At 44.8% G+C, this 14298-nt stretch carries 12 protein-coding genes and 1 tRNA gene; 9 read left to right on the plus strand and 4 right to left on the minus strand.

Features of this window, described 5'->3' with window-relative positions; all coding sequences use genetic code 11:
* Positions 1-7: 7 nt before the first annotated feature.
* Positions 8-1045 (minus strand): AraC family transcriptional regulator ligand-binding domain-containing protein, encoded by a 1038-nt coding sequence (locus tag NI468_RS06800; RefSeq protein WP_253100890.1) that lies wholly within the window; start codon positions 1043-1045, stop codon positions 8-10.
* Between the two features lie 142 nt (positions 1046-1187).
* On the opposite strand from NI468_RS06800, the gene NI468_RS06805 reads away from it, so the two are divergent.
* The gene (locus tag NI468_RS06805) at positions 1188-2066 is read left to right on the plus strand and encodes a metal-dependent hydrolase (RefSeq protein ID WP_005252814.1); all 879 of its coding nucleotides are present in this window, start codon (positions 1188-1190) and stop codon (positions 2064-2066) included.
* Between the two features lie 63 nt (positions 2067-2129).
* Here NI468_RS06805 and NI468_RS06810 read toward each other — a convergent pair whose 3' ends face one another.
* Positions 2130-3122 carry a DUF2804 domain-containing protein gene (locus NI468_RS06810; RefSeq protein WP_005252817.1) on the minus strand — a complete coding sequence of 331 codons (993 nt, stop codon included), beginning with the start codon at positions 3120-3122 and terminating at the stop codon, positions 2130-2132.
* Between the two features lie 137 nt (positions 3123-3259).
* The gene (locus NI468_RS06815) at positions 3260-3769 is read right to left on the minus strand and encodes a DUF1543 domain-containing protein (protein WP_253100894.1); all 510 of its coding nucleotides are present in this window, start codon (positions 3767-3769) and stop codon (positions 3260-3262) included.
* A gap of 484 nt (positions 3770-4253) precedes the next feature.
* Here NI468_RS06815 and NI468_RS06820 point away from each other — a divergent pair, with 484 nt between their 5' ends.
* A complete protein-coding gene (locus tag NI468_RS06820; protein ID WP_222112251.1) occupies positions 4254-6485 on the plus strand; it encodes an NADP-dependent isocitrate dehydrogenase in 2232 nt (743 codons plus the stop codon).
* A gap of 260 nt (positions 6486-6745) precedes the next feature.
* Here the strand turns inward: NI468_RS06820 and NI468_RS06825 are convergent.
* A tRNA-Leu gene (locus tag NI468_RS06825) sits at positions 6746-6832 on the minus strand.
* A 167-nt stretch (positions 6833-6999) separates the two neighbouring features.
* Between NI468_RS06825 and queA the strand changes: the two genes are divergently transcribed.
* The 7 genes from queA to secD all read left to right on the plus strand — a co-directional run bounded on the left by queA (position 7000) and on the right by secD (position 14296).
* On the plus strand, positions 7000-8034 hold the full coding sequence (queA, locus tag NI468_RS06830) for a tRNA preQ1(34) S-adenosylmethionine ribosyltransferase-isomerase QueA (RefSeq protein ID WP_005106092.1): 1035 nt from the start codon (positions 7000-7002) through the stop codon (positions 8032-8034).
* A gap of 16 nt (positions 8035-8050) precedes the next feature.
* The gene (locus NI468_RS06835; RefSeq protein WP_005106091.1) at positions 8051-9079 is read left to right on the plus strand and encodes a hypothetical protein; all 1029 of its coding nucleotides are present in this window, start codon (positions 8051-8053) and stop codon (positions 9077-9079) included.
* Positions 9080-9128: 49 nt separating this feature from the next.
* Complete coding sequence (locus NI468_RS06840; RefSeq protein ID WP_253100897.1) at positions 9129-9698, plus strand: LemA family protein; 570 nt, start codon at positions 9129-9131, stop codon at positions 9696-9698.
* A 113-nt stretch (positions 9699-9811) separates the two neighbouring features.
* Positions 9812-10666: a DUF4303 domain-containing protein gene (locus NI468_RS06845; RefSeq protein WP_195725605.1), complete on the plus strand. Its 855-nt coding sequence runs from the start codon at positions 9812-9814 to the stop codon at positions 10664-10666.
* 118 nt (positions 10667-10784) lie between these two features.
* On the plus strand, positions 10785-11915 hold the full coding sequence (gene tgt, locus NI468_RS06850) for a tRNA guanosine(34) transglycosylase Tgt (protein ID WP_005252828.1): 1131 nt from the start codon (positions 10785-10787) through the stop codon (positions 11913-11915).
* 101 nt (positions 11916-12016) lie between these two features.
* Positions 12017-12346, plus strand: coding sequence for a preprotein translocase subunit YajC (gene yajC / locus NI468_RS06855; RefSeq protein ID WP_064095203.1), 330 nt, complete (start codon positions 12017-12019; stop codon positions 12344-12346).
* Positions 12347-12397: 51 nt separating this feature from the next.
* Complete coding sequence (secD, locus tag NI468_RS06860) at positions 12398-14296, plus strand: protein translocase subunit SecD (RefSeq protein WP_253100900.1); 1899 nt, start codon at positions 12398-12400, stop codon at positions 14294-14296.
* The last annotated feature ends 2 nt before the right edge of the window (positions 14297-14298 follow it).

The following is a 14298-nucleotide window of genomic DNA, read 5'->3' on the forward strand; positions in this document are numbered from 1 at the left end:
GCTTTTTTTAGCTGCGCTGTTTGTGTAACTGCTTTCTGCGCTCTAATAATGTCTGTCCGGCGGCTGCCTTGTAGGCCCGTGCCAATGCCGACTGGTCAGAATAATCTAGCTGCTCGGCGATTTCGGTCAGACCTAATCCCTTCTGCAACAACAGCTCGCAACGTTTGATCCGCTGCTGTTCCAGCAGTTTTTTAAATGAAGTGCCATGGGTACTAAATAAGCGTTGCAAACTCCGTGTCGACATCAACAACTGCCGGGCAAGCTGTTCAACTTTAATGGCCTGATGCTGGGTCCGCAGCTGTTCGGCAATCATTTGCTGCGCCTGTTCCAGGTGATTTTCAAGGGGCGGCTTGGCTGCAATCGCCTGTTCTGCCTGATGAACCAGTAGCTGCAACAGCATTGGATCAGCCTGCTCAGACCCATGTGCCAGTCCTTGCAAATCCAGCTCTATGCCATAATAGTCCTGAGAAAATCTCACCTCACTGGCAAAAAACTTTTGATAATGTATTTTCGCCATGTCAGGCACATGGGCAAAACGTACACAATGCAGTAACAGTTGATGATCCTGCAAAATGACGCGTCCCAATTGCACCATCGCGGCCATGGTCAGCTCATTGAGCAGATTATATTTTTCATCCAGATAGGCCCAAAATAATTTAAGACTGTGTTCACGCTGCTTCAATTGCAAAGGTACAAACTCACTGCCATCAATCACCAGTCGTTGAAAGCGAATGATATGCCGGATCATTTCCGCAACGCTGCTGCTTCGCGAAGCCATATAGCCGAGCACGCCAAAATGTTCTGGACGAATAACCTGCACGATCTCGAAAATTAGTTGTGGACAGTTTAAATGTTGCCGGGTTCTTAACAGAAGCTGATTTAATAATTCCAGCGGCACTTGCGTGGCAAAAGGCTGATCAATCAGGGGGACAAGCGCTTCATGTACATCTTGCAGAAAGTCAGCTTCCAAAGGCTCAATTTGCAGACTGCGCAGATAAGTCGCCCAAAGCTGAATATAACCATTGGATATTTTAATTTCTTGCATGCGCGCTTCCCGCTGCCTGCTTTAGTCTAAGCAGTTTTATTTTCATTTGGCATAAAATGTATAAAAATTGGCAAGCACTGTCAAAACAATTACGGCATTCCCCGACATACTGTCAGCATCGTCACAAAAAAGAATTCATAAGATGAATGCAGTATTAAAATCTTCAATAAAGCCCGTGGTCCGGACCCAGCTTGATTTTAAACTGGATGAAATCCCGCGCTACTGGTTTGGCGGTGACCCCTTTCTGACCCGCATGTTCGATGCCTTGAGCCTGACCTTTCCAGATGGCGAGCGTTATTTTATTCAGAGTGTGCGCCTGTTCCGAGATCAGATCACAGACCCGGAGCTGCAAAAACGTGTGGCAGATTTTATTCGTCAGGAAGCACAGCACGGCATTGCCCATGAGAAAATGAACCAGCTGATGCGTGAACAAGGCATGCCTGTCGATGATTTTATTGAGCGTCTGAATAATATGTTCGCTCATGACCTCAAACATCGTTCAGCACAGTTCAATATTGCCACGACGGCAGCGGCAGAACACTTGACTGCGCTGATGGCTGAAACTTTTTACGGTCAAAAATCCACCTTAAAAGACGGGCATCCTTATGTACGTGCCATGTTTGCCTGGCATGCGATTGAAGAAATGGAACATCGTGATGTGGCTTTTGACGTGATGAAAGATATTGCAAAAACACCTGAATGGATGCGCAAAATGACCCTGCTCAGCACGACATTTTTGATGTTTAGTTATACTGCCTATCGCGCCAATGTCATGCTGAAACATGATGGGTTCAGTGTCTTAGAGCGTTTGCAAATGAACCTGAAAGGACTGCCCTGGTTGTTTGGCCGTAACGGTACCTTGACCCGTATGGGCCCACAATATCGGGACTGGTTTAAAAAAGATTTTCATCCCAGTCAACATCCTGTGATTGCGCAATACGATGTCTGGGTAAAAACCTTAGCCGAAACCAATGATCCAATTCAAGCAGGTGAAGCCTTCTGGCAGGCCGCCAAAGATTAAGCTCAAATCAAAAGAGCCTTCAAAAATTGAAGGCTTTTAAATTAGGTCTTATGTCCTGCACTTTTACCATTTGGCATAATGCTGCTCAAGCAAGGCATATTCATTCAGTAAAATAATTTCCTGATCATCCTGCTGGATCGTTCCGGAAACCTTGGCTTGCCACTGACTAAACTGACTTCCGACCAGACGCAGGTTCAGATTTTCATAACGGCGCCAGCCTGTACTCACCATCAGATTCAATTTTTCATCCAGCGACTGAATCGTCCATTGGTTTTCCGATTCCTGCTGGAACAGCACATCGGCCAACGGATAAATCTTGCCATTGATCCACAGACAGTTTTCATTGCCAAAACTTTCATTCACACCTGAAGCCAGATTAAGTCCAATCCGATTATGGTTCACATCCCAGAAATTACAGGACAACCAGAACCAGGCCGTTTCCGGGCGCAAAAAGCCACAGGTATCATCCAGAGAAGCAAAGCTGCGTTCATTAAACTGAATGGTTTCACCCTGCTTGTTAATGAAAAAGCCTTCACAGCCCAAAGTGGTCAGTTTCTGAGTATAGGTCCAGCCATTGATGCCGGTTGGACTGCACATACTCAGTGGATCAGTTCCGGCACAGAAAATCCGGGCACTGAGTTTAATTTCGCCGTATTTGCTGACGTTGATATAACGCACGCCGTTGGCATGCTGGATATCGATCTGAAAAGGTGACTTGTGAAAATAACTATGATTAAACAGTGGCTGCTCGTCCAGCACCGTGTTACGGGACAGGAAATTAATCGCATTCCATTCCAGCACTTCATTGCTCATATGGTTATAGACATAGACAAAACCATGCCCTGCCCATGCAATATCGGCAATCGCCAGTCCAATCGTATAATGCTCGTGCTGAATACTACAGAATTTGAATTTTTTATATTTTAGATGCTTACGCCAGCCTGACAGCACATGACCATAAGGATTTTTGTATTGATATGCCTGATAGTCAATACTTTTTGGAAGCTCCTTGAAACGTCCATAACGCGGTTGTCCATTTGCCTGAATTAAATCCATTTAAGACATTCCATCTCAGTCAAAACTGTTTTTCCTTGGCAGTATTATGCCAATTATTAAATTTTGATAAAGAGATTTTTTAAACCGCTTATCGAATCATCAAGCCGGGCACAGGTTTAATTCAATCGCAAACTGCTTTAAATCGTGAGATAAGTATTTTCCCAGCGATTGCCGCTAAAACTACCCTCTAGCAGTTGGACGTAGCGGCCATAAACCTGATCGATGGCAATACAGTCATCTACATCCAGCACACGGTCAGTATGCTGTTTTTGCCAGTGCCGGGCGAAGTAAGCTTTACCACACTGTTTGGCCACCATGGCATTCTGTGCAACCACCAGCACATAACGATGCAGCTCGCCAAATTCACGTGGATCATAACCGCCCAGATTAATCAGCCAAAGTTTTTCATCGGATTGCTGTGGCTGTGCATCAGTAAATTGCAGCGTATAGGACTTGCCCTCGAACTCTAGCCCGTTGATTTGCGCCCAGGCATCAACATGCAGACCTTTCTGTTCCGCAAACCAGGCATTTTTTAATTGCGGATAGGTGTCTTCCAGACTCTCTCCCACTGCCAAAACTACATCATGAACTTCTGTATTGGCACGGGCATGACGACCACCGAGCATCACAATAAACAAGCTGGGCATTACATTTCCTTGTTAGCGTCAATCTTTAAGATCATTTCATTGATGCTTGCCAGTATAGCGCAAAGCTATTCCATGATGATGTAGCCATCTGCCAAGGACAAATTTGCATCATCAGCCTGACTGAATTTGCGCAAAACAGCATCCAGTCACTCGGTATCCATCCCCATATCGAGGATCAGTTTAAGCCTGTGTCAGGATCAAAAAACCATTTTCAGTGAATACAATTGGCTAGCGAATCATTTCCGATCATTTTCATCAGGATTTACAGCGATAGAAGATTATTTTTTTGTACAAAATACAAACACGGCTAAATCGCACAAATCTGTACAAATTTTCGCCCAAATTTTAATCTAAAGGGATATTTCGTTGACTGAAATGCGCTGAAAGACGATACTCTCAATGTTTTTATTTAAGCAAATCGGTTCAAAGAGGCTGGGCCAAAAGTTCGGTCCTCAGAAACTCAATCCAACGCAAGGGGCTATATATGGCTGGTGGAAAGTCAACTATCATTTACACACTGACCGACGAGGCGCCATTATTGGCGACTTATTCTCTGCTGCCGATCATTGAGACCTTTACTAAGCCAGCTGGCGTTGAGATCGTCAAAAGTGACATCTCTGTAGCTGTGCGCGTGCTCTCCGAATTTACAGATTACCTAAGCGAAGAGCAAAAGGTGCCTGACACTCTAGCTGAGCTAGGTCGTCTTACACAAGACCCAGACACGAACATTATCAAACTCCCAAATATCAGTGCTTCTGTTGGCCAGCTAACAGCGTGTATCAAGGAACTTCAGTCTAAAGGCTATGCAATCCCTGACTATCCTGAAAACCCGACCACTGAAGAAGAAAAAGCAATCAAGGCACGTTATAGCAAATGTCTTGGTTCAGCAGTAAACCCTGTTCTACGTGAAGGTAACTCAGACCGTCGTGCACCTGCTGCTGTTAAAAACTACGTGAAAAAACACCCGCACTCTATGAGCGAGTGGAAACAGTGGTCGCAAACTCACGTTTCACACATGGACGAAGGTGACTTCTACCACGGCGAAAAGTCGATGACTTTAGACCGCGCACGGAATGTAAAAATGGAATTGATCACCAAGTCTGGTGAAGCGATTGTTCTTAAGCCAAAAGTTGCGCTTCTGGACGGCGAAATCATCGATTCAATGTTCATGAGCAAGAAAGCACTTTGCGACTTCTACGAGAAAGAACTTGAAGACTGTCGTGAAGCAGGCATCCTGTTCTCTTTACACGTTAAAGCAACCATGATGAAGGTGTCTCACCCAATCGTATTTGGTCACTGTGTAAGAATCTACTACAAAGAAGCATTCGAAAAACATGGCAAGCTTTTTGATGAGCTTGGCATTAATGTCAATAACGGTATGGCGGGTCTTTACGAAAAGCTTGAAACTTTACCAACCTCTGTACGTGAAGAAATCATTGCTGATTTACATGCTTGTCAAGAACACCGTCCAGCTTTAGCGATGGTTGATTCTGCAAAAGGCATCACTAACTTCCATTCACCAAACGACGTGATTGTAGATGCTTCTATGCCTGCAATGATTCGTGGTGGCGGTAAAATGTGGGGCGCTGACGGCAAGCCTTACGACTGTAAAGCAGTCATGCCTGAATCAACTTTCGCACGTATTTACCAGGAAATGATCAATTTCTGTAAATGGAATGGCAACTTCGATCCAAAAACCATGGGTACTGTACCTAACGTTGGTTTGATGGCGCAAAAAGCGGAAGAATACGGTTCACACGACAAGACTTTCGAAATTCCTGAAGCAGGTGTTGCGAACATCACTGACCTAGAAACAGGCGAAGTGTTGATGTCACAAAACGTGGAAGAAGGCGATATCTGGCGTATGTGTCAGGTGAAAGACGCACCGATTCGTGACTGGGTGAAACTTGCAGTTACTCGTGCACGTAACTCTGGCATGCCAGCAATCTTCTGGCTTGACCCGTACCGTCCACACGAAAACGAACTGATCAAGAAAGTTGAAAAATACCTGAAAGATTATGACACCACTGGTCTTGATATCCAGATCATGTCACAAGTACGTGCAATGCGTTATACGCTTGAACGTGTTGCACGCGGTCTAGATACTATTTCGGTAACAGGTAACATCCTGCGTGACTACCTGACTGACTTGTTCCCAATCATGGAATTGGGTACATCTGCGAAAATGTTGTCTATCGTGCCGTTAATGGCGGGTGGCGGCATGTACGAAACAGGTGCAGGCGGTTCTGCTCCTAAACATGTACAGCAGTTAGTTGAAGAGAACCACTTACGTTGGGATTCACTCGGTGAATTCATGGCGTTGGCGGTATCTTTAGAAGAAATGGGTATTAAAGAAGGCAATGACAACATCAAGTTACTTGCCAAAACTTTAGACCGTGCAACTGGTAAATTACTGGATAACGACAAGTCACCTTCTCGTCGTACAGGTGAGCTTGATAACCGTGGCAGCCATTTCTACCTGGCGAAATTCTGGGCTGAAGAACTTGCTGCTCAAGACGAAAATGCTGAATTGAAAGCGAAATTTGCACCACTTGCAAAAACTTTAGCTGAAAATGAAGAGAAAATCGTTGCTGAGCTTGCAGAAGTTCAAGGCAAATCAGTAGACATCGGCGGTTACTACGCAGTTGATCAAGAAAAAGTAAATGCAGTGATGCGTCCAAGTGCAACGTTGAATGCTGCTCTTGCTTCTATGTAATGAGTTAAAAAATCGATTTAACCTTAGGTTAAATTGATTAAAAAACCGGCACTGACGTGCCGGTTTTTTTTATGTCCAATTCATGCAGCGCAATCACTGAAGCAATCCATTTTTTAAGCAGTTCTATGCAGTGTTATTTTCACAAGCTATCTTTTAAATCAAGAAGATAATTTTGAAGAGCAGATAAAAAGAAACAGGTTATTATTTTTCAGACAATAAAAAACCCCAAGACTGAATGTGCTTGGGGTTTTTTAGAATTTTGGTCCCGAGGGTCGGACTCGAACCGACACGTCATCTCTGACAGCGGATTTTGAGTCCGCCGCGTCTACCAATTTCACCACCTCGGGAGTGGATGAAAGGTATAATACGCGATTTCTCAGCACTGTCAACGCAGAATATTTTCATTTGTTTATTTTTAAAACAAATCGCATTTTTTCGTTTTAAAATCGAGCAATTCCCGCCATAAAAAAGAAAAAAGTTTATACTAGCCGCAGTTTTTTTAGCGTAAATCATCATGCAACTTTCTGATTTTAATTTTGATCTCCCCGATGAGCTGATTGCTCGCTACCCACTGGAAACACGCAGTGCCTCTCGCCTGTTGCACCTCGATGCCCAAGGTCAATATCATGACCATCAATTTACCGATATTCTGGATTTACTTGAAGACGGCGACTTGTTGGTATTAAACGACACCAAAGTCATGAAGGCCCGTTTAAAAGGTAAACGTGCTTCAGGCGGTGCGGTAGAAGTGCTGGTTGAGCGTATGCAAGATCGCTTTATTGCCTATTGTCATATTAAGGCCAGCAACACTCCGAAAGCCGGTGCAGAACTTTTTATTGGCCCGGATGCAGTGAAAGTGACCGTACAAGGCCGTCATGAAAATCTGTTTATTGTAGAATTTTCACAACCAATTCTCGATGTGCTGGATCAATACGGCGCCTTGCCGATTCCGCCTTATTTCAACCGTGAAGCGGAAGAGATTGATACTGAACGTTATCAAACCGTGTTTAATGACCCAACCAAACTGGCCAGCGTTGCAGCACCTACTGCCAGCCTGCATTTTGATGCCGATCTGTTGGCAAAATTGGAAGCCAAAGGGATTCAAAAAACTTTTGTGACCCTACATGTTGGTGCAGGTACTTTCCTGCCAGTGCGTACCGATGATATTCAAAATCACATCATGCACAGCGAATGGTGCGACGTCCCTGAAACTGCGGTCGAGATGATTCGTCAGACTAAAGCCCGCGGTAATAAAGTCATTTCTGTAGGCACGACTGCCACCCGTGCAGTCGAAAGTGCAGCACAAGCACATAACGGTGAACTGGCAGCCTGGACAGGTGATACCCAGATTTTCATCTATCCGGGTTATCAGTTTAAAGTGGTCGATCGTTTGATCACTAACTTCCATTTACCAGAATCGACCCTGTTAATGCTTGTGTCTGCCTTGTCCAATCGTGACAATATTCTCAATGCTTATAAGCATGCAGTAGACAGCCAGTATCGCTTCTTCAGTTATGGCGATGCCATGCTGATTGATCAGGCGAAATAAGCGAGAACCATTGCCCATGCCGATCGAGTCTGTACAACAGTCCATTCATATTCGCCGCAAGAAAAATGCAGTGGTGTTTCAAAATATCGCTCGGCTTTGGGATCTGGGTCAACAGGCCAAAACGCATCAGCAATTGCTGGATGGGCTGCATCCCTGGAATGGCCCGATTACGCTCAAGTTTGAAAATAACCTGCCGCTTGCGCTTGCCGGAATTGGGCTTTTTCTGATTGGCAGCATTTTTATTGCGCCGGGAAATATCTGGATTCAGGGCAGTGTTTTTCTCGGCTGTCTCTGTATCTTCTGGGCCTATATTTGCTATGAACAGCAGCAGCCCTTAGAGGAAGTCATTGCTTTTCTGGAAGAACAGGCACTGGCCAAAAAATATCAGCTTGCCTTTCAAAAACAGCCACTGCATATTTCCATGCCACTCAATCCCCTGCACTTTATCCGGCATTTAAAACAATTATTTCCAGTATTCAATCAAGGTTCGTTGAGTAATGAGATTCAGCGTTATGCCAGCACGGTCTGGGAAGATGAAAATGGCCAGCAACATCAGGTGCTACTGTTCCAATACCACTATATTGATGAAGTACAGGCCCGAAATAAGGAAGGTCAGCCAGTCAAACTGATGCAGGTCCATAAAGACCTGTGGGGCGTATTTGTGTTTGATATCCAGATTCAGGGACTGGCCGTTACGACTTCCAGAAAGAAATTTTATTATCCTTATAGCCATCCCTGGCACAGCAGCGATATTCGCACCAACCAGAGATTAAGCTTTTATGGCAGTGATCCGCTGCAAACTGCCAAATTACTCAGTCCGGGTTTTGTGCTGCGACTGGCCGACTTTTTTGAACAGCGTCAGGGTGATTTACTGTTTCACCCAGAAAATAAGATGCTGTGCTATCTAGGGCCCCATGATTTATTTCAGGTATCGAGCAAGCAGCAGAATATTAGCGATATTTCCACATTGCGCGGCCACCTGAGAACGTTTAAATTAAAACAGCTCGAAAACTTACAACATGATCTGCTGCAGTTTTTAAAATAAATTTTTCGCATCATTTTTAAAATATAGATATAGCTTGGGGAGATCTCGGATGGGATTTTTGATTTTATGTTTGATCATTGTGGCGCTGATTGTCACGATTATCATGATCAGCAACAGTATTGTCCGTCATCACAACGCCACGATTCGCGCCTGGTCGGATGTCGCCAGTTATGAACGGCAAAAACTGAAAATTCTGGATGGGCTGCAACCGCTGGTCGAGCAATACTCGAGTTTTGAAAAAGGCACGCTAGAAAAAGTCACCGAACTGCGTCAGAACATCATGAACCTGAATATCAAGGATGCCGATATTGGACAATTACAACGCATTGAAAGTCTGAACAAACAGTTAATGCATAGCCTGAATGTCGTGATTGAAAATTATCCGGAACTGAAAGCCAATGACATCTATCTGAAAATGATGGCTGAAATTGAAGAACAGAATGAAAATGTCGGTGCGGCGATTACCATTTATAATCGCAATGTCGAGCTGTTTAACAACCAGATCCAGATTTTTCCGCACAACATCATTAATAATATGTTACTCAGAAAAAAAGTGGTACGTCCATTCCGTGATCAAAGCGTGACACAGAATTTTGATTACCGTCCGAACTTTCACTGAGTGAACAGCAAGATCTGATAAAATTTTGCATCCTTGGCGCATTAACTTATTATAAAAATAGCCAAGGATGCGGCTGTACCTATCTAAAACTTATAATATAAAGAATAAAAATTATGCTGGATTATTTAGAGCACTTGCAACAGACGCTGGTCGAGGAATTTTATCGGTTATACGACCATTATCAGGATGATCAAATCTATGCCTGTAGTCTGGTCTTTGACGAATTTTTACTGCTGGATGATCTGGCCATCTCGACTGAACGCAGTATTTTTAAAGATCCGGAAAATCCACAGCAATATCTGGCGGAACAGGATCGCTGGAATGTCCGGAAGTGGCGTTATCGGGCCCACGCTTTGCCCGACTCTGGACTTATCCCCTTTAAAACCTTACTGGCCGATTATTTTAAAACCCAGCACAGCTTTGGCCATCCGGTATTGGCACAGCAAAAACAGCTGCACGCGACGCATCTGGATTTATTGCTGGAGAGTTTTAAACAGGCCAAACATCGTCTTTCTGAAGCCTATGGTCTGGATCTGGATGGCATCCTGTTTTTCATGAGCCTGCCCACCCAAGTCGAATTTGAATGCCAATCTGCACAGACACTTAATCCTGAGCATATTCATTTACAGAAATTTCTGGCATCCAGACAAACTACTCATTTACCTGCCATGCAGAAACGCTTGAAACTCTCGCAAAACGACAAAGATATCTTGATTGATCTAGAGCAGATGCTGGTGATGGAGCCTTATGACTATCTACAAGTGGCGCAAGATGCCTATTTGCTAACCTTGGAATCCTACTTTGTCGATAGCAATATTTATATCCAGAAACTGATCCAGCATATCGCTGCAATGGCCTCAGAACCGGATGGCAGCTGCGCCCTCAGCCGGGAAGATATTCAGCAGCGCTTACAGCAGTTTTCTACACATCCCCCAATATCTCCGAATGTTCCCTTGCTTCAGCGATAAATAAAATTACAGAGCGAATGCTCTACAATGCTGGCGTTTAGTGTAAGAATCAAGGAAAATAGCGCCCTTTAGCTATAACAATCAGCGAACTGTTTTTTCGCCTTGATGTGGAACTCCTATGAAGTTTGAAAAATTAGGTCAGTCGGGCCGTGCCCGTCGTGGTCGTTTAACGCTTGAACACGGTGTGGTGGAAACCCCGATGTTCATGCCTGTGGGTACGTATGGTACGGTCAAGGGCCTGTTGCCACGCGACATTAAAGAGATCAAATCTCAAGTCATTCTGGGCAATACCTTCCATTTGTATCTACGTCCAGGACTGGATGTAATTCGTGAACATGGCGGCCTGCACGGCTTTATGAAATGGAATAGTCCCATTTTGACCGATTCAGGCGGCTTCCAGGTCTTCAGTCTGGGCGCAATGCGTAAAATTAAAGAAGAAGGTGTCACCTTCCGCTCGCCGATTGATGGTTCAAAAGTATTTTTATCTCCTGAAATTTCAATGGATATTCAGCACACGCTGAACTCTGACATTGTAATGATTTTTGATGAATGTACCCCGTACCCTGCGACGCATGAAGAAGCGCAAAAATCATTGCAACTTTCTTTACGCTGGGCCAAACGCTGTAAAACCCAGCATCATGACGTGCTGAAAAACCGTAATGCGCTGTTCGGTATTATTCAAGGCGGCATGTATGAAGATTTACGTGATGAATCCTTAAAAGGCCTGCTAGAAATCGACTTTGATGGTTATGCGATTGGCGGCCTGTCCGTTGGTGAGCCAAAAGAGGAAATGATCAAGGTACTGGATTATCTTCCAGAAAAAATGCCTGCAGACAAACCGCGTTATTTGATGGGTGTCGGCAAGCCTGAAGATATTGTGGAAGCGGTACGTCGTGGTGTGGATATGTTTGACTGCGTGATGCCAACCCGAAATGCACGTAACGGTCACTATTTTGTGACAGACGGCTTGGTGCGGATCCGTAATAGTAAATATCGTCATGACCAGAGTCCACTCGATCCGCATTGCGACTGCTATACCTGCCAGAACTTTACCCGTGCCTATTTATTCCATCTTGAGAAATGTGGAGAAATGCTCGGCTCTATGCTCGGTACGATTCATAATCTGCGCTATTACCTGCGTTTGACTGAAGCGATGCGTGATGCATTAGACAACGGTACATTTGACGAATTTGTTCATGACTTTTATGCCCGCCGTGGCCTGGAAGTGCCACCTTGTCCGCAAGATTAATCCATCAGTATTTGCGCTGAGGAAAAAGACAATGTAAATTGCAAGAATATATCAATTTATTATCGAGTTGATCACCAGTTTTTTTATTTTAGGAAAATGTAATGAGCCTTTTTATTTCGACTGCTCACGCTGCAGGTGAAGCTGCACAACAACCAAGCATGATAGCGAACCTTTTGATGATTGCTGTTTTTATTGCAATCTTCTATTTCTTGATCTGGCGTCCTCAATCTAAACGTGCCAAAGAACACCGTGCTTTGGTTGAAAGTCTGGGCGTTGGCAGTGAAGTGGTATTTGCAGGCGGATTAATGGGCAAAATCACCAAGATTGAAGGTGACTTCGCAGTGGTTGAATTGAGCCGCGGTGTAGAAGTCAAAGTTCAACGCGCAAGTGTAATCTCAGTTCTACCTGAAGGCACTTTAAATAACCTTTAATCAAAAATAGTCGTGCCCTCGCACGACTTTTTCATTTTAAGAAGAAAACGAATGCGTTACCCAGCATGGAAATATGTACTGATCCTGGTTGTCCTGGTGATCAGTACCTTATATGCCCTGCCAAGTTTGTATCCAGATGAACCTGCTGTACAGATTTCGGGTGCCAAAGCCGGTACTCAAATTGATGCAAGCATCGTACAAAAAGCAGAGCAAATTTTAAAAACTGAAAATATTGCCACCCATGACAATAGCTTTGGCAACAATGCAGCCTTATTACGTGTAGATTCAAGTGAATCGCAGCTTAAAGCCAAAGAGGCTTTACGTCGTGGTTTAGGTGATGATTACGTGGTTGCACTGAACCTTGCCCCGACCACCCCAGAATGGCTGCAAAAAATTGGTGCCAAACCAATGAAGCTCGGCCTGGATTTACGTGGTGGTGTTCACTTCTTGCTTGAAGTGGATATGGACAAGGCCATTTCCCAGCGTATGGAAACCTCTGCGACGGATCTACGTCGTCAGTTGCGTGATAACAACCTGAAATTTAATAGCCTGAATTTAAGCAACAACACCATTGTGATGCAGTTTGCCAACAATGATGATCGTTCTGCAACGATGGACTTCTTGCGCCGTAATGGCAATGAGTTTACCCAGCAGGCTGTTGCGACCGAAACCGGTTCGACTTTACGTTTGAACTATACTGATGTGCGTAAGCAAGAAATTGAATCTTATGCAGTCAACCAGAACTTGACCACTTTACGTAACCGTATTAACGAGTTAGGTGTGGCGGAAGCAATGGTTCAAACTCAGGGCAGCAACCGTATTGTGGTTGAGCTTCCGGGTGTACAGGATACCGCTGAAGCGAAACGTGTCTTGGGCCGTACCGCGAACCTCGAGTTCCGTTTAGTGTCTGACCTGAATGATCAATATATTGATCCATATACCGGTCAGGCAACGGGTGCATTGCCACCAGGCACAGAAGTATTCGCTTATGAATCACTGGACAGTGGTCGTCAGCTCCTCCTGAACCGTAACCGTATCTTAACCGGTGAACGTGTTCAGAATGCCTCAAGTGGCTTTAGCCAGGATACAGGCGGTGCAGAAGTAAATATTACCCTGGACAGCGCAGGCGGCAAACTGATGTCGGATGCCACCCGTAATGCGGTCGGCAAACGTATGGCCGTCTTGTTCATCGAGAACAAGCAGCGCATTAATTATGTGGAAGACCCTGCGACCGGCACTCAGACTGAAGTTCGTACGCCGTATACTGAATCTGTAGTCATTAACGCTGCAACCATTCAGGCAGTACTGGGTTCTCAGTTCCGTATTACTGGCCTGGACTCGCCGCAAGAAGCTGCTGAACTTGCCTTGATGCTGCGTGCAGGTGCGTTGGCTGCGCCAATGTATTTTGTTGAAGAACGTGTAATTGGTCCAAGTCTGGGTCAAGAAAACATCGATAAAGGTGTACTTTCAACTCAGATCGGTTTCCTTCTGGTCGCCATCTGGATGGTGGTATTCTTCCGTCTGTTTGGTGTGATTGCCAACTTTGCCTTGGTCTTTAACCTGGCGATGATTCTGACAGTCATGTCTTGGATTGGCGCTTCCCTTACCCTTCCGGGTATTGCCGGTATCGTCATTACCATCGGTATGGCGGTCGATGCCAACGTACTGATCTGTGAACGAATACGAGAAGAAATGAAATGGGGAGCTTCGCCAAAACAGGCGATTGTGGCCGGTTATGATCGTGCCTATAACACCATTTTCGACTCGAACTTGACCACATTCCTAGTGGCGTTCATTCTGTTCGCGATTGGTACAGGTCCGATCAAAGGCTTTGCCGTAACCCTGATGATTGGTATTGTCTGCTCGATGTTTACTGCCATTACAGTAACACGTGCCGTGGTACAGCTCATTTATGGCAAAAAACGTAACTTGAAAAAGTTGAGCATTTAAGG

The organism is Acinetobacter lwoffii (assembly GCF_024129355.1).
GTDB lineage: Bacteria > Pseudomonadota > Gammaproteobacteria > Pseudomonadales > Moraxellaceae > Acinetobacter > Acinetobacter lwoffii_I.

Coding starts and splice junctions, on each gene's coding strand:
- NI468_RS06835 (WP_005106091.1), top strand. CDS start 8,051: ATGCCGATCGAGTCTGTACAACAGTCCATTCATATTCGCCGCAAGAAA.
- NI468_RS06810 (WP_005252817.1), bottom strand. CDS start 3,122: ATGGATTTAATTCAGGCAAATGGACAACCGCGTTATGGACGTTTCAAG.
- yajC (WP_064095203.1), top strand. CDS start 12,017: ATGAGCCTTTTTATTTCGACTGCTCACGCTGCAGGTGAAGCTGCACAA.
- NI468_RS06840 (WP_253100897.1), top strand. CDS start 9,129: ATGGGATTTTTGATTTTATGTTTGATCATTGTGGCGCTGATTGTCACG.
- tgt (WP_005252828.1), top strand. CDS start 10,785: ATGAAGTTTGAAAAATTAGGTCAGTCGGGCCGTGCCCGTCGTGGTCGT.
- NI468_RS06800 (WP_253100890.1), bottom strand. CDS start 1,045: ATGCAAGAAATTAAAATATCCAATGGTTATATTCAGCTTTGGGCGACT.
- NI468_RS06815 (WP_253100894.1), bottom strand. CDS start 3,769: ATGCCCAGCTTGTTTATTGTGATGCTCGGTGGTCGTCATGCCCGTGCC.
- NI468_RS06805 (WP_005252814.1), top strand. CDS start 1,188: ATGAATGCAGTATTAAAATCTTCAATAAAGCCCGTGGTCCGGACCCAG.
- NI468_RS06820 (WP_222112251.1), top strand. CDS start 4,254: ATGGCTGGTGGAAAGTCAACTATCATTTACACACTGACCGACGAGGCG.
- NI468_RS06845 (WP_195725605.1), top strand. CDS start 9,812: ATGCTGGATTATTTAGAGCACTTGCAACAGACGCTGGTCGAGGAATTT.
- queA (WP_005106092.1), top strand. CDS start 7,000: ATGCAACTTTCTGATTTTAATTTTGATCTCCCCGATGAGCTGATTGCT.
- secD (WP_253100900.1), top strand. CDS start 12,398: ATGCGTTACCCAGCATGGAAATATGTACTGATCCTGGTTGTCCTGGTG.